The sequence below is a fragment of the Achromobacter xylosoxidans genome, assembly GCF_014490035.1.
Classification (GTDB): Bacteria; Pseudomonadota; Gammaproteobacteria; order Burkholderiales; family Burkholderiaceae_B; genus Achromobacter; species Achromobacter bronchisepticus_A.
The window spans coordinates 787,325-808,937 of the sequence record NZ_CP061008.1 but is presented as its reverse complement, the minus strand read 5'-3'; the positions used below and the strand labels follow the sequence as shown (position 1 = coordinate 808,937).

The following is a 21,613-nucleotide window of genomic DNA, read 5'->3' as shown; positions in this document are numbered from 1 at the left end:
CGGCGCGTCATGCTTGACCTGTCCCTCGTCGGTTTCGCCACTGCCTTCATCGCGGGGACCGCGTCGTTCCTGTCGCCTTGCGTGCTGCCGCTGGTGCCAGGCTACCTGTCCTACATCGCGGGCGGATCCGGCGCGTCCGCGGACGATGGCCGCACGCTGCGCTGGCGCATGCTGGGGCTGGCGGCCTGCTTCGTGGCCGGTTTCTCCGCCGTCTTCGTCATCTTCGGCGCCAGCGTCACGGCGCTGAGCCGCCTGCTGCTGTCCTACCGCTACGAACTGAACCTGGCCGCAGGCGCCATCATTGCGCTGGCGGGCCTGATGCTGCTGGGCGTGCTGCGCCTGCCCGCCTGGACCCAACGCTACTACCGGTTCGATCCGGCGGGCAAGGGCAGCCCCGGCAGCGCCGCCGTTCTGGGCCTGGCGTTCGGCTTCGGCTGGACCCCTTGCATCGGCCCGATCCTGGCCGGCATCCTGGCGCTGGGCGCGGCGTCAGCCAGCGTGGGCCAGGGCGCGGCCCTGCTGGGCGTCTACGCGCTGGGGTTAGGCGTCCCCTTTTTAGCCGCAGCCTGGTTCATGAGCCCCTTCCTGCGTCGCATGCAGGGTTTGAAGCGCGCCGGCCAGATCCTGCGGATCCTGACCGGGCTGATCCTGATCGTGATGGGCTGGGCCATCGCCACCGGCCAATTGGCCCGTTTCGCCATCTGGATGCTGCTGACCTTCCCCGCCTTGGGCAGGCTGGGCTGAGCCAGGTCAAAACCCGTCCGATCAAACGCTTGACCTTGACATCATTGGAATCTTTATAGTGACACCCATCAGCAGGAAATTCCAAGTTTTCAAGGAGCGGATATGAGTGCCATCCCAGCAGACAGCGTCGCGGTCAGCCTGCCTATCGAAGGCATGACCTGCGCCTCGTGCGTGGGCCGGGTCGAAAAGGCCTTGAAGGCCGTGCCGGGCGTCAACCAGGCCAGCGTCAACCTGGCGACCGAACGCGCCGACATCACGTTTGCAGGCACGCCGGACGTTGCCGCCGCCGTGCAGGCGGTGCAGAAGGCGGGTTATGCCGTCGCCGAAACCACGATCGAACTGTCGGTCACCGGCATGACCTGCGCCTCCTGCGTGGGCCGCGTCGAAAAAGCCCTGAAGGCGGTGCCCGGCGTCAGCAGCGCCAGCGTCAACCTCGCCACCGAGCGCGCCAGCATCACCGCAGCCGGCGGCGTGCCCGCCAGCGCCCTGATCCAGGCCGTGGCCAAGGCTGGCTACGAAGCGAAGCCGCTGGCCGCCGAAGCCAGCGACACCGACGCCGTGGCCGAACGCCAGGCCGCGGAACTGAAGTCGCTCAAGCGCGCCCTGACCGTGGCCACGATCTTCGCGCTGCCCGTGTTCATCCTGGAAATGGGCGCGCACATCGTGCCGGCGTTCCACCACGTCATCGCCGAAACCATTGGCACGCAGAACAGCTGGTACCTGCAATTCGTGCTGTCCAGCATCGTGCTGTTCGGCCCCGGCCTGCGCTTCTTCAAGAAGGGCATCCCCGCGCTGCTGCGCGGCGCGCCCGACATGAACTCGCTGGTCGCGGTGGGCACCTCCGCCGCCTATGCCTATTCGGTGGTCGCCACCTTCGCGGCCGGGCTGCTGCCCGCCGGCACCGTCAACGTCTATTACGAGGCCGCCGCGGTCATCGTGGCGCTGATCCTGCTGGGCCGCTACATGGAGGCGCGCGCCAAGGGCAATACGTCCGAAGCCATCAAGCGCCTGCTCGGGCTGCAAGCCAAGACCGCGCGCGTCGTGCGTAACGGCACGACGCTGGAACTCGCCATCGAGGAAGTGGTGGCGGGCGACCTGATCGAAGTCCGCCCCGGCGAGCGCATCCCGGTGGACGGAGAGGTCGTGGAAGGCAACAGCTACATCGACGAGTCCATGATCAGCGGCGAACCCGTGCCGGTCGAAAAGCAGCCCGGCTCCGAAGTGGTCGGCGGCACCGTCAACCAGAATGGCGCGCTGACGTTCCGCGCCACCAAGGTCGGCGGCGACACGCTGCTGGCGCAAATCATCCGCATGGTCGAACAGGCGCAAGGCTCCAAGCTGCCGATCCAGGCCTTGGTGGACCGCATCACGATGTGGTTCGTGCCTGCCGTCATGGCGGCCGCCGTCCTGACCTTCATCATCTGGCTGACGTTCGGCCCCGAACCCGCCCTGACCTTCGCGCTGGTCAATGCCGTGGCCGTGCTGATCATCGCCTGCCCCTGCGCCATGGGCCTGGCAACGCCGACCTCCATCATGGTGGGCACGGGCCGCGCCGCGCAGATGGGCGTGCTGTTCCGCAAGGGTGAAGCGCTGCAGTCGCTGAAGGACGCCCAGGTCGTGGCCGTGGACAAGACCGGCACGCTGACCAAGGGCCGCCCCGAGCTGACCGACCTGATCGTCGCGCCGGGCTTCGAACGCGCCGCCGTGCTGGGCAAGGTCGCCACCGTCGAAGCCAAGTCCGAACACCCGATCGCGCAAGCCATCGTGGACGCGGCGCGCGCCGAGGACATCGCGCTGGGCACGATCTCGCAATTCGAATCGATCACCGGCTTTGGCGTCAGCGCCCGTGTCGACGGCGACCTGGTCGAGATCGGCGCCGACCGTTTCATGCGCGAACTGGGCCTGAGCGTCGAATCCTTCGGCTCGGACGCCGCGCGCCTGGGCGACGAAGGCAAGACGCCGCTGTACGCTGCCGTCAACGGCAAGCTGGCCGCCATGATCGCCGTGGCCGACCCCATCAAGGAAACCACGGCCGCCGCCATTCGCGCCCTGCATGACCTGGGCCTGAAGGTCGCCATGATCACCGGCGACAACCGCCGCACCGGCGAAGCCATCGCCCGCCAGCTCGGCATCGACGAAGTCGTCGCCGAAGTGCTGCCCGACGGCAAGGTCGCGGCGGTGCAGCGCCTGAAGCAGCAGTACGGCCCCATCGCCTACGTGGGCGACGGCATCAACGACGCGCCGGCCCTGGCCGAAGCGGACGTGGGCCTGGCCATCGGCACCGGCACGGACATCGCCATCGAAGCCGCCGACGTGGTGCTGATGTCGGGCGACCTGGGCGGCGTGCCCAACGCCATCGCCCTGTCCAAGGCCACCATCCGCAACATCAAGCAGAACCTGTTCTGGGCCTTCGCCTACAACGTGGCGCTGATCCCGGTAGCGGCGGGCCTGCTGTACCCGGTCAATGGCAGCCTGCTGTCGCCGGTGTTCGCGGCGGGCGCGATGGCCCTGTCCAGCGTGTTCGTCCTGAGCAACGCGCTGCGGCTGCGCCGCTTCGCGGCGCCCTTCCCGGCCCGCGGCTGAGCGGGACTTCCCGGCAGACGCCGGGAAGCGCCCTTCCTGCTGGTTCTACTGCTTCGGCGTGCTGGCCACCAGCGCGCCGAATTTCTTGTCCAGCTCCGCCAGCGCATCATTGATGTAGGCGCGGCGCGCCTTGATCCAGGCGTCCTGCTCGGCCAGCTGCGCGCGCGCTTCCTTCAGCATGCGGTCCATTTCCGCCGGTTGCGGACCGCCCGAAGTGGCGCGGTTCTTGACGATGGCCACGGGGTCCAGCGTCGAGCGGAACTCCGCCTCGCTCATCGGCAGTTCGTTGCCGTACTTCGAGTCCTTCATGGCATCCGCATAGATGCGGCGCGCCTGTTCGTACGGAAAGTCCAGCGGCTTGATGTTGTTGGTCTTGGCGTAGCTGACGACCTCGGACGCGAAGTGGTGGCCGTCGCGGAACGGCAGCTTGTACTTGCGCATCAGCACGTCGGCCAGTTCCTGCGAGGCGGTCCAGTCGCTGTTCAGTTCCTCCAGCGCCCGCTCGGGGCTGAGAACCATCGCTTTCAGCACCCGGTCCCAGCGCTTGAGCGCCGAAATGCCGGCGTCCACCATGGCGGAATTCTGCTTCACGTCCTTCGGGTCGCTCATGCCGGGCGTGATGTTGTGCGTCTGCACCACCGGCCCCATGGCCAGTGTCACGGCGGTGGACGCATCGCTGCGGGTGTCGTTGAGCAAGCCGGGATTACGCTTCTGCGGCATGGCGCTGGACACGTAGGTATTGCCGCCGCCCTCTTCCAGCAGGATCCAGGGACGCGGCTGGGCGTACTGCGTCATCACGTCCTCGACGAAATTGCCCGTGCGCAGCGCGATGCTGGTGACGATGGACGCGACTTCGACGGGCTGATCCATGGACGAGATCTGCGAGGCGTCATAGGCGTTGTCGACCAGCGCGGCAAAGCCCAGGTATTGCGCCATGCGCTTGCGGTCCAGCGGCCAGCTGGTGCCGTTGAGCACCGTCGTGCCCATGGGCGAACGGTCGATGCGCACGTAGGCCTCGCGGATGCGTTGGGCGTCGCGCGCCAGGCCGGCGGCCTGCCCCAGCAGATAGTGGCCATAGCTGTTGGGCTGCGCGGCCACGCCGTTGGTGTAGTTCGGCACGATGGTCGCGGCATGCTTGCCCGCCAGTTCCACCAGAGTGGTGGAGGTGGCGTTCAACTGGGCCGCGAGGTCCAGCAGCTTGTCGCGCAGGATGGCGCTGCGGTAGGTCGCGTGCATGTCCTGGCTGGAGCGCCCCGCGTGCAGCAGCGTCACGTCCTCGCCCGCCGCCTTGATCAGCAGCGGCTCGAAGGTAATGACGCTGGCCGGCCGCTTGGCGCCGGGCTGGTTGCCGTCGTTGATCACCTTGGCCACGCCGGCCGCCAGTCGCGGCGCCATGGACTTGTCCAGCAGCCCCTCGTCCGTGTTGATGACGGCGGTGGCCTTGTTGATCTCGCCCAGCCAGAAGAACGGATCGCGCGGCACGGAGGCCGCGGGCTGGGCTTGCTGGGCCGATGCCTGCGCGCCGAACGTAAAGGCAAGCGCGGCGCCCAGGGCGGGAAGTAGATGTCTCATGGCTGTCTCGTTAGGATGGCGAGCGGCCAGTGTATCGGCAGGCCTGGCGGCGGGAAATGGCGGATTTCACCGAGCCATCCGCCCGCATGTGCCGGCTGGATCTTCAGGACTTGGTCAGCCTGACCAGCATCTTTCCCGTGTTGGCGCCCTTGAACAACCCGATGAAAGCCTCGGGCGCACGCTCCAGCCCATCCACCACCGTTTCCCGCAGCTGCACCTGTCCGGCCTTGATCCACGCGCTCATCCGGGGGACGAATTCCGGCAGTACGTCAATGTGATCGGATGCGATCAGGCCCTGCAGCTTGATGCGCTTTTCAATGGCCGAAAACAGGTTGCGCACGCCGACGGCCGGCTTGCCCTCGTTGTAACCCGAGATCATGCCGCACAACACGAAACGCGCATGATCGCGAGCCAGCGCCAGCGCGCTGTCCAGGTGGTCGCCGCCAACGTTGTCGAAGTAGATGTCGATGCCCTGCGGCGCGGCCTGCGCCAGCGCCGCGGTCAGGTCAGGCGCGTTGCGGTAGTCGATGACCGCGTCGGCCCCGGCCACGTCGCGCAGCCAGCGCGCCTTGTCCTCCGACCCCGCGGACGCCACCACGCGCAACCCCATCTGCTTGGCCATCTGGACCACCACGCTGCCGACCGCGCCGCTGGCTGCGGACACGAAAATGGTCTCGCCTGCTTGCGCGTTGGCGATCCGCGTCAGCCCCACGTAGGCCGTCAAGCCCGGAAAGCCCAGCGCGCCCAGATAGGTCTGCAAGGGAATGCCGTCGTCGGCGACAGGGGTGGCGTGCGCCGCGTCGATCAGCGCGTGCTCGCGCCACCCGGCGAAATGCACCACGCGGTCGCCTGCGGCGAAGCGCGGATCGGCGCTCTGCTCGACCACGCCGACCGCCGCGCCGTCCATCACCTGATCCAGCGCGAACGGATCGATGTAGCTCTTGCGTTCATCCATGCGGCCGCGCATGTACGGATCTACCGACATCCACAGATTGCGGACCAGGATCTGCCCCGGCTTGGGCGCGGGCAGCGTTGTTTCGACCAGCGCGAAGTCGGCTGGCGTGGGCAGCCCCGTGGGGCGATGCTTCAAGTGGATTTCCCGGGTGGCGATAGACATGGCGGACCTCATTGAAAAGAGTAGGAAGAGAAAGGGTCAGCGCGCGGCTCGTGAGCCAGGCGCCGCGTACGACAAGCCGAGCGCGTGCGCATCCGACAGGCCGCGCACGCGCGCCTCGTCGTCACCGCTCTCGACATCAAGAAACAGGTGCGTGCGCACATCGCTCACGCCGCTGTAATGGAAGACCCCGTGTTCGATCTGCGTGGCAATCGCGGCGCGGTAGCCGTGTCCGTCATAGGCTTGCGCGCCGGCGCCGCCGGTCGCGATCAGGCGCACGCGCTTTCCGGCCAGCCGGCCGGGCTGCCCGTCGCCGACGCCGAAAGCCCATCCCTTGGTGAACACGCGATCGATCCAGCCCTTGACCAGCGCCGGCATGCTCCACCAGTAGACCGGGAACGCCAGCACGATCAGGTCGGCGGCCTCCACCCGCAATTGCTCACGCCGCGCGTCGCCGGGCAAGTTGCCGTTGCCGCGATAGAAGGCCAGGTCGGCCGCGGTCATGCGCGGGTCGAAGGACTCCGCGTCCAGGTCCGCCCAGACGACGCGGGCCCGGCCGCCAGCCAGGACGCCGGCCACGTAGCGCTCGGCAAGCGTGGCGGAGTAAGAGCCAGCAGGCGCGCTGGCGGCGATAACCAGGATGTTCATGTCGGCCCTTTGTGTCGCGATGACGATGAGCCATTGAATCATCTACCCATCAGATAAAATAGTTCAATATTTCGTTAAAACCTATCTAACTGGTAGATATATATGCCGCCTCGGATTTCGCTGGAGCAATGGCAGGCCCTGGTCGCCGTGGTGGACGCGGGCGGCTATGCCCAGGCCGCCGACGCGCTCAGCAAATCGCAGTCGACCATCAGCTACGCGATCCGCCAGATCGAGGAGCGGCTGGGCGTGGCCGTGTTCGCCATGGACGGGCGCAAGGCCTTGCTCACGGACGACGGCAAGATCCTCTACCGGCGCGGCAAGTCGCTGGTGGGCGAGGCCCAACGCCTGGAACGGGCGGCGGCCAATCTGGCCAAGGGACGGGAGCAGATGCTGACGCTGGCCGTGGAAAGCCTGTTCCCGACGGACCTGCTGTTGCGCTGCCTGGACAGGATTGCCGGCGAGTTCCCCGAGACACGCATCGAACTTCACGAATCAGTGGTCGGCGGCACGGATGAACTGTTGCTCTCGGGCGAGGCCGACCTCGCCATCTGCGCCGATCACATTCCGGCCGGCCATGTCGGCGACGCGCTGCTGCGCTATTGCGCGATCGCCGCGGCCGCGCCGTCGCATCCCCTGCACCAGATGAACCGTCCGCTGTCGCTCGAAGACCTCAAGGCGCATCGCCATCTGGTGATCCGCGACAGCGGCCGCCAGCGCGTGCGGCCCAGCGTCTGGGACGTCGCCGAGCAGCGCATCACCGTCAGTCACAAGAGCACGTCGATACGCGCGGCGTGCATGGGCATGGGCTTCGCGTGGTATCCGCAGGACTGGATCCGCGAACAGTTGGCCTCGGGCGAATTGAAGCCGCTGCCGCTGCTGGATGGCGCGCAGCGCTGGGGCGCGCTGTACCTGGTCTACCCCGATCCCGACGCAGCAGGACCTGGCGCGCGCCGCCTGGGCCAGATACTGCGCGAAGAGAGCCAGAAATCCGAATGAAACCGCGGCGCGGACAGCCCGTCCGCGTCCTTTGGCCTTAACATACCGCCCAAAAACCACACCATGCGCCCATGCCCCGTCCGAATCTGACCAACGCCGAAACCCTGTGCCAGATCGCCAAGCTGGGCAGTTTCCGCGCCGCAGCCGAACGGCTGCACACTTCCCAACCCGCCGTCTCGGCGCGCATGAAGGAGCTGGAGCAGTCGCTGGGCTTTCCTCTCTTCGAGAAGCGCGGTCGCCGGCTGGAACTTACGGTGCCCGCGCGCCGTTTCGTCGAACGCGTGGAACCGCTGCTGCTGGCAGTGGAAGACGCCTTCACCGACGCGGAGGCCGTCAATAACGCTGCCGGCACGGTGCGCATCGGCATGGGCGAGATTTCCATGACCTGGTTTTCACGCGTAGTGCCCGAGCTGCGCCGCGCCCTGCCGCGCGTTTCCTACGAGATCGAGCTGGACCTCGCGGTCAAGCTGCAGGAGCACCTGACGTCCGGCGCGCTGGACATCGCGATCATGGCCAATCATCTGCGCGACGACCAGTTCATTTGCGAGTCGCTGGGTACGACCCGCATGTCGTGGATGGTCTCGTCCCGGCTGCTGAGCAACGCTGAAGGCCAGCCTCGCACCATGCAATCGCTACTGCAAACCGAGCCGCTGTGGTGCGTATCGCGCCCGTCGGGTTTCTTCGGACCGGCGCAGGACGAGCTGCGCGATATGGGCGCCAACCTGGACAACATCTGCAGCTGCAATCGCCTGAACAGCCTGATCGAAGTCGTCGAGGCCGGCGGCGGCATCGCGCAGTTGCCGGAAATGATGGTGGCCGAACAAGTTCGCGCCGGCACTCTGGTGCTGGTGGACCCGGCGCAGACGCCGCTGACGCTGGAGTTCACCATCGCCATCCACCGCAACCAGGGCCAGTCCGTCGTCCATCAGGTCGCCGAAGCCCTTGCCCGCCTGGGCAAGGCGGCTACCGGCCACGCCTGATGACTTGCGGCCGCGCTCAGGCGTCGAGCAGCGCGCGCTTCTGCACTTTGCCGCTGGCGTTGCGCGGCAACTCAGTCATGAACTGCACGTGCTCGGGTACCTTGAAATATGCGAGCCGCCCGGCGCAATAGGTCTTGATGGCATCCGCATCCGCCTGGTGCCCGGCGTGCAGCACGACGAAAGCCTTGACCGACTGGTCGCGCACCGGATCGGGTATGCCCACCACGGCCACGTCGCGCACGGCGGGATGCCCCATCAAGGCCTCTTCCACCTCCGCCGCCGAGATGTTCTCGCCAGCCCGCTTTATCACTTCCTTCTTGCGGCCGAAGAAAAAGAAGTTGCCCTTGGCATCCTGGTAGCCGAGGTCCCCCGTGTGCAGCCAGCCGCCCTCGAACACCGCCTGCGTCGCCGCCGGGTCGCGGTAGTAGCCCAGGGTCAGCGTGCGCCCAGGACGTCCGCGCACCACGATCTCGCCGACTGCGCCCACGGCCACCGGCCGGTTGTCGTCGTCGACCACGAACACTTCGCGGTCGGGCGTGGCGCGCCCGATGGACGGATAGGCCGAGGGCGAGGCATGCGGCTGCAAGGTGATGTAAAGCATGGTCTCGGACTGCCCGTAGCCGTTGCGCAACGGGATACGGAAACGCTCGATGAACGCCGCGATCTCGGCTTCCGAAATATTGATGGCATAGCCCGCGTACCGCACCTGATGCGCCGTATCGAAAGGCGTGGGCGGCTGGTTCAACAAGGTTCGGCACAGCATGCCGGACAGGCTGCATATCGTGATGCGGTGTTCGATGAGCTGGCGCAGGTAGCGCGTGGCGCTATAGCGTTCCCCGATCACCGCGGTGGCGCCCGCGGTCAGGCAGGACAGCACGGTTTCCTGGCAGTTGGCGTGGAACAGCGGCTTGTTGTTGAACACGCGGTCAGCGCGGCCTATGCCGCTGTTGGCCGCGCCCGCCTGGCCACACCAGAGCAGGTTGGCGTGCGTGAGCATCACCCCCTTGGGCCGCGCCGAAGTACCCGACGTGTACAGGATCTGCGCAAGGTCGTCGCTGCATAGCTCGGGCTCGCGGTAATCCGCGGACGTCGCCGCCAACGCGCCGCTCACTCCTTCCGGCCCCAGGCTGCCGCGCGCCACCGGCACGATTTCCGGGCCTTGATCCATCGCGTCGCGGACTTCGCGGATCAACGCTTCGTGCGCGGGCTCGACCAGCGCCAGCGCGGGCTGACAATGCTCAAGCTGATAGGCTACTTCCGGCGCAGTGAGATGGATGTTGCCGGCCACGATAACGGCGCCCGCCAGCATCAGGCCCATCCACAGCGGCACGTACTCTGCGGTGTTGCCCATGAAAACGAATACGCGGTCGCCCGGCTGCACGCCGCGCGCCTGCAAGCCCGCGGCGAATGCGCGGGCCGCCTCGCGCAACTGGATGAAGCTCAACTGGCTGATGTCGCCGTTCTGGTACTCATGCACGATCGCCAGCTTATGCCCGTGGCACAGCGCCTGTTCATCGAGCAAATCCGTGATCCCGCGGTTTCCTGCTGCGTCCATCCAGCCTCCGGCTATTCTGATTTTTCAACGGCGCGCCGGCTCCTTGCGGCTGCGCCCATGAGTAGGAAAATCAGTATAGGTAGCGGCATTTCGCGGCACTAGCTAAACGTTTTTATGCATATCCATCAAGGTTTTTCATGCATGCCGGCAAGGCTGAATGATTGATGGGATTTATGCTTTTCCATCAAAACGTTTGCTTAGTCGCCAGCAGTCGGAAAACCTATACTCCGGTTCAAAGAGGCCACGCAGCAGAAGCGCCGGCCAGACCAAGAAGAATGCAAAACTGGAGGAGCTGCCGTGCAAGAGGCATCGATCAAGGACCAGGTTTCGGCCGAGGAATGGGCAGTGCGCGTAGACCTCGCCGCAGCCTATAACCTGGCTGTCGAAATGCGTATGACCGACCACATCTATACGCATATCTCGGCGAGGGTTCCCGGCGCCCAGCCGCACTTCCTGATCAATGCCTACGGGCTGATGTTCAACGAAATCACCGCGTCCAACCTGGTCAAGGTGGACATAGACGGCGGCATCCTGCTTGACCAGACCGGCCTGGGCATCAACCCCGCCGGCTTCGTCATCCATAGCGCCATCCATCGCGTCCGCCACGACGCGGCCTGCGTCATGCATACGCATACCGCGGCCGGCATCGCGGTATCCGCGCAAGAGGCCGGCCTGCTCATGATTTCGCAGCATGCCATGCGCTTTCATAACCGCATCGGCTACCACGACTACGAAGGCGTCGCGCTCGACATGGACGAACAGCAGCGCCTGATCGCCGATCTCGGCCCCCACAGCGCGATGATCCTGCGCAATCACGGCCTGCTGGTCTGCGGCGCCAGCGTGCCAGACGCCTTCGACGCCATGTTCTATCTGGAGCGCGCCTGCCAGGCGCAGGTCGCGGCGCTGGCCGGCGGCCTGCCGCTTGTAACACCCTCCGCCGCAGTTGCCGAGAAGGTCGGCCGCCAGTTCGACCGCCTCGACCGTCCGTCCCGCCACAAGCACTGGCCTCCCCTGCTCCGGCTGCTGCAACGCATCCGGCCCGAATACCAGGAATAGCGGCAACCGCGCCGCCCCCTGGCGGCCACTTTTCGTAGAGTAGAAATGGAAGATGCTCATCAATGCCGCGTCGCGGTATATGGTGCGGGCGCGATCGGCTGTCTGCTCGCCGCGCGCCTGGCCCAGGCTGGCTGCGAGGTGACCATGATCGCCCGCGGACAAACGCTGGCCGCCCTGCGGCAACATGGCGTCGGCTTGACGGCTGACGGCGCCACGCGCCACTACCCGGTGCGCGCCACCGACGATCCGCGTCAGGTGCGCGGCGCGGACTACCTGATTCTTGCGGTCAAGCAACAGGCGCTGGACGATATCGCCGCGCACCTGGCGCCGATGCTGGCGCCGCAAGGCGTCGTGGTGCCGGCCGTAAACGGCATCCCCTGGTGGTATCTGCCCACGTTGGACAGCCCGCTGGGCAACATGCCGCTGCAAACGGTAGATGGCCGCGGTGCCCTCAGGCAAGCGCTGCCATTGGAGCGGGTGCTGGGCGCCGTGGTGTACATCGCAGCGAACGCCACCGCGCCTGGCATCGCGGCCCAGAACGCACGCAACACTCTCATACTCGGCGAACCGGACGGCTCCAGGTCTGCGCGGGCCGACCGGCTCGCCGGACTGTTGCAAGCTTCAGGCCTGCAATGCGAGGTCAGCGGCGACATCCACCAAGCGGTCTGGGTCAAGGCGATGGGCAATGCCACCTTTAACCCCTTGAGCGTGCTGGCCCACGCCACCATGGAGGCCATGGTTCGCGATCCCCATCTCGGCAAACTGGCGCGCGCCATGCTGGGCGAGTACCTGGCGCTGGGCCAGGCGCTCGGGCTTGCGCTGCCGGTGACGGTCGAGCAACGCATGCAGGCAGCCGCCAGCGCGGGCGCCGCCCAGACCTCGATGTTGCAGGACGCGCTGCAAAACAAGCCGTTGGAAATCGACGCCATCGTCGGCGCCATGATCGAGATCGCAGCAAAGCTGAACCTGGACATGCCCCACGCCAACACGGTCTGGGGATTGATCCGGCACCGGAACCTCAGCGCAGGCGCCATCTGAACACCCCACCTAGAAAACCACAGGAGACAATCCATGAAATGGCTATCGCATTGCCTGGCCGCAACCCTGATCTGCACGGGCGCAGCCGCCCACGCCCAGGACTATCCCAACAAGCCCATCAACATCGTGGTGCCCTTCACGCCGGGCGGCGTCACCGACGTGATGACCCGGCAGGTCGCAGCCAAGCTGCAGGCAGATCTGGGCCAACCGGTGGTAGTGGTCAACAAGCCCGGCGCCGGCACCATGATCGCCTCGGCCTATGTGGCCAAGGCGCCGGCCGACGGCTATACGCTGCTGATGGCGGCATCGTCCCTGGGCATCGCTCCCAGCCTGTACAAGAACACCGCGAACTATGACCCGGTCAAGGATTTCCAGCCCGTTTCGCTAATCGCCAGCGTGCCTCACGTGCTGGTGACGGGCAAGCAGGTGCAGGCGTCCAGCGTGAAGGAATTGATCGCCACGCTCAAGAAAGACGGCAAGTCGGCGACCTTCGCCTCTTCCGGCAACGGCACGTCCAACCACCTGGAGGGCGAGCTATTTGCCGCGCTGACCGGCCTGAAGATGACCCACATCCCCTACAAGGGCAGCGTTCCGGCGCTGACCTCCTTGGCAGGCGGTGAAGTCGACATGCTGTTCGTGGACATCGCGGCCGCGCAGCCCTTTCTCGACAGCGGCAAGGTACGGCCGCTCGCCGTCACCACCAAGACGCGGTCCTCGGTGCTGCCCGACCTGCCCACGGTCGAGGAATCCGGCCTGCCCGGCTACGACGCCATGCCCTGGCTGGGGATCGTGGCCCCGGCCGGCACGCCGCCCGCGGTCGTCGCGAGGCTGCAAGCATCCCTGCAGAAGATGAAGGCGGCGCCCGACGTGCAGGAGCAGTTCAAGAAAATGGGCCTGGACGCCCTGTTCACCAAGCCGGGCGATTTCGGCGCCTTCATCGTCAGCGACAGCGCCAAATGGGCCGAGTTGATCAAGAAGTCCGGCGCAACCGCCGAGTAGGCCGACACCCCCAACCCCCACGCCATTCCAGGAAGGACCCTTACATGCATCGCGATACTCCGGCCCCGGCAAAACCGCTCGGCAACGACGTGTGGGAGGCCACGCTCAAGCGCGCGCTGGCCAGCGCCAACATCCCCACCTTGCTCATGGTGCTGGTGCACCTGACGGGCGACACGCAGTGGCTGTCCGAACGCTACCAGTGTTCGCGCATCCGTGGCCTCGAAGACAACGACCCCGGCGGGCTGCCGCAAGCCGTGCAGGAGGAAATCCGTGAAGCCGCGTACTCGGCCATCCTGCGCAGCCGCAGCGGCCACCCGCCCAGACTGCCCGCCCCCACGCACGAACAGCTGGTCGCGATGCTGCGCACCAGCATCGGGGAAACCGTTCCCGACTCGTACGGCCCCATGATCGCCGCCTGGCTGGGACTGGATCCGGACTTCGCGCTGGAGCAACGCAATGCGTTCCGGGTGCCGCGAGGCTATCGGGTCCTGGTCATCGGCGCCGGCGTGGCCGGCCTGTGCGCCGCGATCCGCCTGCAAGGCGCGGGCATTCCTTATGTCGTGATCGAGAAGAACGCCGAAGTCGGCGGCACCTGGTACGAGAACCGCTACCCCGGCGCGGGCGTGGACACCCCCAACCACATCTACTCGTACTCGTTCGCCAAGCACGACTGGTCGCGCTACTTCGCCCTGCAAGGCGAGATCCAGGGCTATTTCGAAAGCGTCGCCGACCAGCATGGCGTGCGCTCCAACATCCGCTTCAACACGCGCGTGGAGTCCGCCCGCTACGACGAAGCCGCACTGTGTTGGAACGTACGCACGGTCGGGCAGGACGGCCAGGTCCAGGACTATGTGGCGGACATCGTCATCAGCGCGGTCGGTCTGTTGAACGTACCCAAGCTGCCCCCCATACCCGGCCTGGAGAGTTTCAAGGGCCCCTGCTTCCATACGGCGAACTGGCCGGAAGGCCTGGACCTGCGCGGCAAGAACGTGGGCATCATCGGCAACGGCGCCAGCTCCATGCAGGTCGTGCCCGCCATCGCCGACCAGGTCCGCTCCCTGACCGTGTTCCAGCGCTCCAAGCAATGGGCCGCGCCGTTCGAGAAATTCCAGAAGCCCGTGCCAGAGGACGTCCGCTTCCTGCTGCGCGAGGTACCGTATTACCAGGAGTGGTATCGCCAACGCCTGGCCTGGATCTTCAACGACCGGGTCCACGCGACGCTGCAAATCGATCCGCAATGGCCGCACCCCGAGCGCGCCATCAATGAGATCAACGACAAGCACCGCGAACACTTCACCAGCTACATCAAGGCGGAACTCGGCGAACGCCAGGATCTGCTGCCCGACGTTCTGCCCGACTACCCGCCCTTCGGCAAACGCATGCTGATGGACAACGGCTGGTTCCGAACCATGGCGCGGGACCATGTCGAGTTGGTCACTGGCGGCATCGCGCGGGTCACGGAAAACGCAGTGGTGAGCGACAACGGCCAGGCGCACGAACTGGACGTGCTGGTGGTCGCCACCGGTTTCGACGCGATCAATCTGCTGTCCTCGTTCAAGCTCTATGGCCGCGGCGGACGCTCGATCCGCGAGGCCTGGGACGAAAAGGGAGCCGAGGCCTTCATGGGAGTCGCGGCGCCCGGCTTTCCCAACCTGTTCATCCTGGCCGGTCCCAACACCGCCCTGGGCCATGGCGGCAGCGTCGTCGCCCTGCTGGAGACCCAGGTGCGCTATGTCATGGGCCTATTGCAGCAAGGACTGGACAAGGCCGGCGGACGCTTCGAGATTGAAGTCCGCAGGGACAGGCACGACGCCTATAACGCCCGCGTCCAGGCCGCCCACGACCGCATGATCTGGACCCACAAAGGCATGAGCAACTGGTATCGCAACGCGCATGGCAAGGTGGTGGCGCCCACCCCGTTCCGCAACGACGACTACTGGCACATGCTGCGCAAGACGGACATGGGCGACTACCACTACCGCCCGGCGTCTCGCGTGGGCGAAGCCAAGCCGTCCGCATCCGACCGCGTCGAGATTGCCTGAATGCCACAAGCGCAGAAGAAGCGTTGCCTGGTGCTGGGCTGCGGCGGCGTGACAGGGCTGGCCTGGGAGATCGGCATTCTGGCGGGCCTGGAGCGCCACGACGTCGACCTCTGCTGCGCGGACTTGTTCATCGGTTGCTCCGCCGGTTCCGTCGCCGGCGCGCAACTGGCGCTGGGCGTCCCGCCCATGCAGCTGCTGGCGACGCAGCTGTGCGGGACAGGCGCCGAACAATACCGTCCGTACTCGCAACAGGCGGCTGACGACAAGAACCGCGAGCTGTACGGCAAAGTGGGCGCTGACCTGGGGCAGGCGCGCCGGCGCATCGGCGCCTATGCGCGGCGCTCCGCCACGCCCACACTGGCAGAACGCCGCGCCATCATCGCCTCCCGTCTGGGCGCAAGCAACTGGCCCTCCCGTCCATTGCTGGTGGTCGCGGTCGACACGGCCACCGGCGAAGGGCGCAGTTTCAGCGCCGCCGACCAGGTCGATTTCATCGATGCCATCGCCGCCAGCTGCGCCGTGCCGGGCGCCTGGCCAGCCGTGCCCATCGGCGGCGCGACCTACATGGACGGCGGCATCCGTTCCATGACCAATGCCGATATGGCGGCCGGCTACCAGCAGGTCGTGGTGCTGGCGCCGCTGGGTTATCGGGAAGGAAATCCTGTCAGCGGCCATCTGCGGCGCGAACTGCAGACCCTGTGCGAGGCCGGCAGCCTGGTCCACGCCGTGCTGCCCGACGCGGCCAGCGTACAGGCCATCGGCGACAACGTGCTGGACCCTGCGCGGCGCGCCGACGCCGCCGAGGCCGGGCTGCGCCAGGCATCGGCGATCGCGCAAGCCCTGCGGCAAGCCTGGCGCTGATCCTGTCCCGCATTCCGCGCAGCGCTGTTCCCGTCAGAAAGCGGTCTGCTCACTTTCCTGAATGTGGCAGGTATCGACATACCGCCAGCACCCTAGACTCCCCGTTCAAGCCCGGCCGCCACGCGGCCTGGCCCCACCACGAACGCGGAGTGAACCATGAACGCATCACCGGCTGGCCTTAGACCCGCCGATTTCTTTTCCCCCACCGTCGCAGCCCTGATCTCGGTGCTGGTGAACTACGGTGGCACCTTCGTGCTGGTGTTCCAGGCGGCGGAGCTGGCCAGGCTGACGCCGGCCCAGACCGCGTCCTGGGTGTGGGCGGTTTCCATCGGCGTCGGCATCACCGGCGCGCTGCTGAGCTGGCGCTACAAGGCGCCCGTCATCACGGCCTGGTCCACGCCCGGCGTGGCGTTCCTGGCGACCGTGATGCCGTTCACGCCCTACGGCGAGGTCATCGGCGCCTACATCCTGTCGGCGCTGGGCTTCATCGTGCTCGGCCTGTCCGGCGCATTCGAGAAGCTGGTGCGCATGATTCCGGGCGGCATCGCCGCCGGCCTGCTGGCCGGCATCCTGCTGCAATTCGGCGTCAATGCCTTCGGCGGGGCCAGCGCCGATCCGCTGCTGGTGATCGTGCTGGTCATCTCCTACGCCCTGCTCAAGCGCTACACCTCGCGCTTCGCGGTGGTCGGCATCCTGGTCATCGGCCTGGGACTGCTCATCGCGCAAGGCCGCATCGACTTCTCGGCGGTCCACCTCAGTCTGGCCGCGCCGGTATTCGAGATGCCGCGGTTCTCGCTGCAGGCGCTGCTGGGCGTCGCCTTGCCGCTTTTCATCATCACGCTGACAGGGCAATACATGCCCGGCATGCTGGTGTTGCGCAACGACGGCTACCAGACCAGCGCGAATCCCATCCTCACCGTCACGGGCCTGGGCTCGCTCATCATGGCGCCCTTCGGCGCGCACGCCTTCAACGTCGCGGCGATCACCGCCGCGATCTGCACCGGCCGGGATGCGCATCCGGATCCGGCCAAGCGTTACCTCGCGGGCCTGGCCTGCGGCGTGTTCTACATCCTGGTGGGCACCTTCGGCGTCACGCTGGCGACCTTGTTCATGGTGCTGCCCAAGGCGTTCATCACCACGCTGGCCGGCCTTGCCCTGCTGGGCGCGATCGGCGGCAGCCTGGCCAACGCCATGGCCGACGCCCGCACCCGCGAAACCGCGCTCATCACCTTTCTGGCCACTGCCGCCAACGTCACGCTGCTGGGCGTGGGCGGCGCGTTCTGGGGCCTGGTCGCCGGCCTGACCGCGCACCTGCTGATCCATGGGGGCCAGCGAGCGCTGGCCGCCAATTCTTGACCTCCCGTCGCCACTTGCCAATCGAAACAGGAACCACCGTGACGAACACCGATCTTCCCGACAGCCTCGCGCTGCCTAGTGTCAACGCCCAGCCCCTGGCGCAGGCCGATCCCGGCATCTGGGGCGCCATCGACGCCGAACGGCGCCGGCAGAGGCACTCGATAGAACTCATCGCCTCCGAGAACTTCGTCAGCCGCGCGGTGCTGGAAGTCCAGGGCTCCGTGCTGACGAACAAGTACGCCGAAGGCTACCCCGGCCGCCGCTATTACGGCGGCTGCGTCAACGCCGACGTGGCCGAGGAAATCGCAATCGAGCGCGCCACGCGTCTGTTCGGCGCCCGCTACGCCAACGTACAGCCCCACTCCGGCAGCCAAGCCAACCAGGCGGTCTACCTGGCGCTGCTGGCGCCCGGCGACAAGATCCTGGGCCTGGACCTGAAGGCGGGCGGACACCTGACCCATGGCTCCAAGGTCAACATGTCGGGACGCTGGCTGCAGGCGCTGAGCTACAGCGTCGATCCCGCCACGCACCGGGTGGACATGGACGAGGTCGAGCGCATCGCGCGCCAGGAAAGACCCAAGCTCATCATCGCCGGCGGCTCGGCCTACTCGCGCACGCTGGACTTCGCACGCTTTCGCGCCATTGCCGATGAGGTGGGCGCGATCTTCATGGCGGACATGGCCCATTTCGCCGGCCTGGCCGCGGCCGGCGCGTATCCCTCGCCGGTGCCGCATGCGCACGTCACGACCACCACCACCCACAAGACCTTGCGCGGTCCGCGCGGCGGCATGATCCTGACCAACGACAGCGAGCTCGCCCGCAAGATCGATGCGGCCGTATTCCCGGGCCTGCAGGGCGGTCCGCTGATGCACATCATCGCCGCCAAGGCCGTGGCCCTGGGTGAAGCGCTGCAGCCCGCCTTCCGCACCTACGCCCACGCCGTGGTCGAGAATGCGCGCGTTCTGTGCCGCCGGCTGGCCGAAGGCGGCCTGTCCATCGTGTCTGGCGGCACGGACTGCCATCTGGGCGTGGTCGATCTGCGGCCCTGGGGGTTGGCCGGCAATACCGCGGAGCAAGCGCTGGAACAGGTTGGCATCACCTTGAACAAGAACGCCGTCCCCAACGATGCCGCCAAGCCTGCCGTCACCTCCGGCATACGCGTGGGCAGCGCCGCCTGCACGTCGCGCGGCATGGGGCCCGCCGAATTCCAGGAAATCGGCGACATGATCCTGGCCTTGCTGGGCGGCGTACGCGCCGGGGCCGTCGACGCCCGCACGGAAAGCGCCATCCGCGAAGGCGTGGCCGGGCTGGCCAGGCGCTTCCCGCTGCCGTACTGAAGCGCCCTAGCGCTTCAGTGCATTCGACAGCCGCAGCACCGCGGCTTCGATCTCGTAGGCCGTCAGCGAGGCATAGCCCAGCAGCCAGCCCTGCTGCTTGTGATCGCCCGCATAGAGCCGGCTCAGTCCGGGCAGCCGCAGGCCTGCGGCCTCGGCCTGGCGGATGGTCTGTTCCTCGGACCATCCGCGCTCGAGCAGGCATGGAATCTGCAACCCTCCGGGAGGCCTGTAGGCCTGCACGACTCCGCCGAGCTGCTTGCCCAGCGACTCCAGCAACACCTGCCGCCGTCCCGCGTACAGTTTTCGCATGGCCCGCACGTGCGAGTTGTAATGGCCGTCGTCCATGAAGCGCGCCAGCGTCAGCTGCAGGATCTGCGGCGTATGCCCGTCCATGATGCTGCGCGCGCGGGCAAAGGCATCGACCAGGCCGGGCGGCAGCGCCATGTATCCCATCCTGAGGCCCGGATACAGCGTCTTGCTGAACGTACCCAGGTAGAGGGTGCGCTGGTGCATGTCCAGCCCCTGCACGCAGGCTGTAGGCAGGCCGTCGTAGTGGAATTCGCTGTCGTAGTCGTCCTCGATGATCCACTTGCCGTGTTCCGCCGCCCAGCCGATCAGATCCAGCCTGCGCTCAAGCGACAACGTTACACCGGTGGGGTATTGGTGCGACGGCGTCACGTACACGCAGTTGGCGCCGCTGCGGTCCGCGCGCAGCAGGTCCATGCGTATGCCCTGCGCGTCGACGTCAATGGGCACGATGCGCGTTTCCGCGGATTCGAAGGCCTTGCGGGCGCCGAAGTAGCCGGGGTTTTCCATCAGGATGGGCTTGCCGGCGTCCGCCAGCAATTGCGCGCACAGGAACAGGGCCTGGCGGGTGCTGCTCAACACCAGCACCTGCTCGGGCAAGACCTTGGCCCCGCGCTCCAGGTTCAGGTAGGCGGCGATGGCGCGGCGCAAGGGCTCGGCGCCCTGCGGGTCGCCATGCAGCAGCACATGGCTGCGGTAGTCCTTCAGGACCTGGCGCTGCAACCGTTCCCAAACGTCGGTGGGAAAGGTGCGGGTTTCCGGCAGGCCCGTGGCGAACGCCTTGATGACCTGCTGGTCCGCCACACCGCCGCTGTCCAGGATCATGCGCCCGCGCCGGCTCAGCCCCGCCCCAGGCGGTAGCGCGCCCAGCTTGCCATCCAACTTCGCACGCCTGCGCGCGGCGCCGCGCAGTTCGGTGCTCACGGTCTGCGACACGTAGCTGCCCGAGCCCTCGCGCCGCACGATGTAGCCGTCGCGATGCAACTGCACATAGGCGTTCTCCACCGTATCGCGCGCCACCCCCAGCGATTTGGCCAATCCGCGGGTCGCGGGCAGCCTGAGGCCCGGCTCCAGCGCGCCGTCCAGGATCAGGGCGCGCAGCGCCCGCTGGATCCTCTGATGCAGCTCCAGGCGCTGGAGCTCCGCATCGTTCATGCGCATCTTCAGCGTATCCAGCTCGAAGGTCTTAGGCATGCGGTCTGCTCACAAGAAGAAAACTGGCCTGTCCGGGCCGGCCATTCTATCCGTAGACTCACCCCTTCGCCACGGCAACCGCGGGCGCAACCATGCAGGAGCCCGCGCCAGGCGGGGCAGGATCGGGAAACATGGCAAGGTCATACAACTTCAGCGCAGGTCCGGCGGCGCTGCCGCTGGAAGTGCTGCAGGAAGCGCACGAAGAGTTCTTCGATTTCGCGGGCACCGGCATGTCGGTGATGGAAATCAGCCACCGCTCGCGCGTGTTCATCGATATCGCGCGCCAGGCGGAATTGGACCTGCGGGCCATCCTGCAAATCCCCGACCGCTACAAGGTGCTGTTCCTGCAAGGCGGAGCTTCGCTGCAGTTCTCGCAGGTGCCGATGAACCTGCTGCGCGGCAAGGCGTCGGCGGACTATCTGCACACTGGACTCTGGTCCGGCAAGGCCATCGAGGCGGCGCGGCGCTACTGCAAGGTCCGCGTCGCGGCCAGCAGCGAGCCATCGGACTTCGACCGCATCCCCGCGCCCGGCGAATGGCGGCTTGACGCCGACGCGGCCTATCTGCACTACACGGAGAACGAGACGGTGCATGGCGTGCAGTTCCAGGCCGCGCCGGACGCATCCGTCCCGCTGGTGTGCGATGCCTGCTCCAGCCTGCTGTCCAAGCCGATTGACGTGTCCCGGCATGGTCTCATCTACGCCGCCGCGCAGAAAAACATGGGGCCGGCGGGCGTCACGGTCGTGGTGGTGGACGAAGCCTTGCTGGACGGCGCGCTGCCCATTACGCCCGATGTGCTGAACTATGCGCACGCCGCGCGGGCGGACTCGATGCTCAACACGCCCGCCACCTTCTCCTGGTATCTGACCGGGCTGACGCTGCGTTGGATCCGCCGGACCGGCGGCATGGAACGCATCCATCAGGCCAACCAGGCCAAGGCCGGGCTGCTGTACCGCGCCATCGACGCCAGCGGCGGCTTCTACCTCAACAAGGTCCGGCCGGAATTCCGGTCCATCAACAACGTGCCGTTCTTCCTGGCCGATTCCACCCTGGAGCCCCTGTTTCTGCGCCAGGCCGAGAGCGCCGGGCTGATGGGGTTGAAGGGACACTCCCACACCGGCGGCGTCCGAGCCAGTCTCTACAACGCGGTCGACCTGCCGGCGGCGGCCGCGCTGGCCGATTTCATGACGGACTTCCAGCGCACGCGAGGCTGAAGCCGGCGCGGCAGCCCT

Annotated in this window: 17 protein-coding genes; 12 read left to right on the top strand and 5 right to left on the bottom strand. The window is 66.8% G+C overall.

The features are described 5' to 3' along the window. The first annotated feature begins 9 nt into the window (after positions 1-9). Both IAG39_RS03780 and IAG39_RS03775 read left to right on the top strand, forming a co-directional pair. Positions 10-744, top strand: a complete 735-nt coding sequence (locus IAG39_RS03780; protein WP_118931557.1) for a cytochrome c biogenesis CcdA family protein — start codon at positions 10-12, stop codon at positions 742-744. Positions 745-846: 102 nt separating this feature from the next. After that, positions 847-3,327: a heavy metal translocating P-type ATPase gene (locus IAG39_RS03775; RefSeq protein ID WP_118931556.1), complete on the top strand. Its 2,481-nt coding sequence runs from the start codon at positions 847-849 to the stop codon at positions 3,325-3,327. Between the two features lie 45 nt (positions 3,328-3,372). Here IAG39_RS03775 and IAG39_RS03770 read toward each other — a convergent pair whose 3' ends face one another. From IAG39_RS03770 to IAG39_RS03760, 3 genes are all read right to left on the bottom strand, one after another. Further along, positions 3,373-4,899 (bottom strand): argininosuccinate lyase, encoded by a 1,527-nt coding sequence (locus IAG39_RS03770; RefSeq protein WP_118931555.1) that lies wholly within the window; start codon positions 4,897-4,899, stop codon positions 3,373-3,375. Between the two features lie 103 nt (positions 4,900-5,002). Further along, on the bottom strand, positions 5,003-6,016 hold the full coding sequence (locus tag IAG39_RS03765; RefSeq protein WP_118931554.1) for an NADP-dependent oxidoreductase: 1,014 nt from the start codon (positions 6,014-6,016) through the stop codon (positions 5,003-5,005). 36 nt (positions 6,017-6,052) lie between these two features. Further along, on the bottom strand, positions 6,053-6,661 hold the full coding sequence (locus IAG39_RS03760) for an NAD(P)H-dependent oxidoreductase (protein WP_165867766.1): 609 nt from the start codon (positions 6,659-6,661) through the stop codon (positions 6,053-6,055). 102 nt (positions 6,662-6,763) lie between these two features. On the opposite strand from IAG39_RS03760, the gene IAG39_RS03755 reads away from it, so the two are divergent. Both IAG39_RS03755 and IAG39_RS03750 read left to right on the top strand, forming a co-directional pair. Beyond that, entirely contained in the window at positions 6,764-7,657 is an 894-nt protein-coding gene (locus tag IAG39_RS03755) for a LysR family transcriptional regulator (protein ID WP_118931552.1), read from the top strand. 71 nt (positions 7,658-7,728) lie between these two features. Next, positions 7,729-8,637 (top strand): LysR family transcriptional regulator, encoded by a 909-nt coding sequence (locus tag IAG39_RS03750; protein ID WP_059371207.1) that lies wholly within the window; start codon positions 7,729-7,731, stop codon positions 8,635-8,637. 16 nt (positions 8,638-8,653) lie between these two features. Here IAG39_RS03750 and IAG39_RS03745 read toward each other — a convergent pair whose 3' ends face one another. Next, the gene (locus IAG39_RS03745) at positions 8,654-10,192 is read right to left on the bottom strand and encodes an AMP-binding protein (protein WP_118931551.1); all 1,539 of its coding nucleotides are present in this window, start codon (positions 10,190-10,192) and stop codon (positions 8,654-8,656) included. Between the two features lie 297 nt (positions 10,193-10,489). Between IAG39_RS03745 and IAG39_RS03740 the strand changes: the two genes are divergently transcribed. From IAG39_RS03740 to IAG39_RS03710, 7 genes are all read left to right on the top strand, one after another. After that, entirely contained in the window at positions 10,490-11,248 is a 759-nt protein-coding gene (locus IAG39_RS03740) for a class II aldolase/adducin family protein (protein WP_059371205.1), read from the top strand. A 45-nt stretch (positions 11,249-11,293) separates the two neighbouring features. Further along, complete coding sequence (locus tag IAG39_RS03735) at positions 11,294-12,286, top strand: ketopantoate reductase family protein (protein WP_118931550.1); 993 nt, start codon at positions 11,294-11,296, stop codon at positions 12,284-12,286. 33 nt (positions 12,287-12,319) lie between these two features. After that, complete coding sequence (locus tag IAG39_RS03730; protein WP_118931549.1) at positions 12,320-13,285, top strand: Bug family tripartite tricarboxylate transporter substrate binding protein; 966 nt, start codon at positions 12,320-12,322, stop codon at positions 13,283-13,285. A 44-nt stretch (positions 13,286-13,329) separates the two neighbouring features. Further along, complete coding sequence (locus IAG39_RS03725) at positions 13,330-15,327, top strand: flavin-containing monooxygenase (RefSeq protein ID WP_118931548.1); 1,998 nt, start codon at positions 13,330-13,332, stop codon at positions 15,325-15,327. Further along, positions 15,328-16,188, top strand: a complete 861-nt coding sequence (locus IAG39_RS03720; protein WP_118931547.1) for a patatin-like phospholipase family protein — start codon at positions 15,328-15,330, stop codon at positions 16,186-16,188. Between the two features lie 156 nt (positions 16,189-16,344). Beyond that, positions 16,345-17,544 (top strand): benzoate/H(+) symporter BenE family transporter, encoded by a 1,200-nt coding sequence (locus tag IAG39_RS03715; protein ID WP_059371200.1) that lies wholly within the window; start codon positions 16,345-16,347, stop codon positions 17,542-17,544. 38 nt (positions 17,545-17,582) lie between these two features. Next, on the top strand, positions 17,583-18,881 hold the full coding sequence (locus tag IAG39_RS03710; RefSeq protein WP_165867765.1) for a serine hydroxymethyltransferase: 1,299 nt from the start codon (positions 17,583-17,585) through the stop codon (positions 18,879-18,881). 6 nt (positions 18,882-18,887) lie between these two features. Here IAG39_RS03710 and IAG39_RS03705 read toward each other — a convergent pair whose 3' ends face one another. Next, positions 18,888-20,381 (bottom strand): PLP-dependent aminotransferase family protein, encoded by a 1,494-nt coding sequence (locus tag IAG39_RS03705; RefSeq protein ID WP_118931545.1) that lies wholly within the window; start codon positions 20,379-20,381, stop codon positions 18,888-18,890. Positions 20,382-20,512: 131 nt separating this feature from the next. Between IAG39_RS03705 and serC the strand changes: the two genes are divergently transcribed. Beyond that, complete coding sequence (serC, locus tag IAG39_RS03700) at positions 20,513-21,595, top strand: 3-phosphoserine/phosphohydroxythreonine transaminase (protein WP_118931544.1); 1,083 nt, start codon at positions 20,513-20,515, stop codon at positions 21,593-21,595. Positions 21,596-21,613 lie beyond the last annotated feature (18 nt).

Coding starts and splice junctions, on each gene's coding strand:
- IAG39_RS03735 (WP_118931550.1), top strand. CDS start 11,294: ATGGAAGATGCTCATCAATGCCGCGTCGCGGTATATGGTGCGGGCGCG.
- IAG39_RS03745 (WP_118931551.1), bottom strand. CDS start 10,192: ATGGACGCAGCAGGAAACCGCGGGATCACGGATTTGCTCGATGAACAG.
- IAG39_RS03715 (WP_059371200.1), top strand. CDS start 16,345: ATGAACGCATCACCGGCTGGCCTTAGACCCGCCGATTTCTTTTCCCCC.
- serC (WP_118931544.1), top strand. CDS start 20,513: ATGGCAAGGTCATACAACTTCAGCGCAGGTCCGGCGGCGCTGCCGCTG.
- IAG39_RS03725 (WP_118931548.1), top strand. CDS start 13,330: ATGCATCGCGATACTCCGGCCCCGGCAAAACCGCTCGGCAACGACGTG.
- IAG39_RS03755 (WP_118931552.1), top strand. CDS start 6,764: ATGCCGCCTCGGATTTCGCTGGAGCAATGGCAGGCCCTGGTCGCCGTG.
- IAG39_RS03780 (WP_118931557.1), top strand. CDS start 10: ATGCTTGACCTGTCCCTCGTCGGTTTCGCCACTGCCTTCATCGCGGGG.
- IAG39_RS03705 (WP_118931545.1), bottom strand. CDS start 20,381: ATGCCTAAGACCTTCGAGCTGGATACGCTGAAGATGCGCATGAACGAT.
- IAG39_RS03730 (WP_118931549.1), top strand. CDS start 12,320: ATGAAATGGCTATCGCATTGCCTGGCCGCAACCCTGATCTGCACGGGC.
- IAG39_RS03720 (WP_118931547.1), top strand. CDS start 15,328: ATGCCACAAGCGCAGAAGAAGCGTTGCCTGGTGCTGGGCTGCGGCGGC.
- IAG39_RS03750 (WP_059371207.1), top strand. CDS start 7,729: ATGCCCCGTCCGAATCTGACCAACGCCGAAACCCTGTGCCAGATCGCC.
- IAG39_RS03765 (WP_118931554.1), bottom strand. CDS start 6,016: ATGTCTATCGCCACCCGGGAAATCCACTTGAAGCATCGCCCCACGGGG.
- IAG39_RS03770 (WP_118931555.1), bottom strand. CDS start 4,899: ATGAGACATCTACTTCCCGCCCTGGGCGCCGCGCTTGCCTTTACGTTC.
- IAG39_RS03760 (WP_165867766.1), bottom strand. CDS start 6,661: ATGAACATCCTGGTTATCGCCGCCAGCGCGCCTGCTGGCTCTTACTCC.
- IAG39_RS03775 (WP_118931556.1), top strand. CDS start 847: ATGAGTGCCATCCCAGCAGACAGCGTCGCGGTCAGCCTGCCTATCGAA.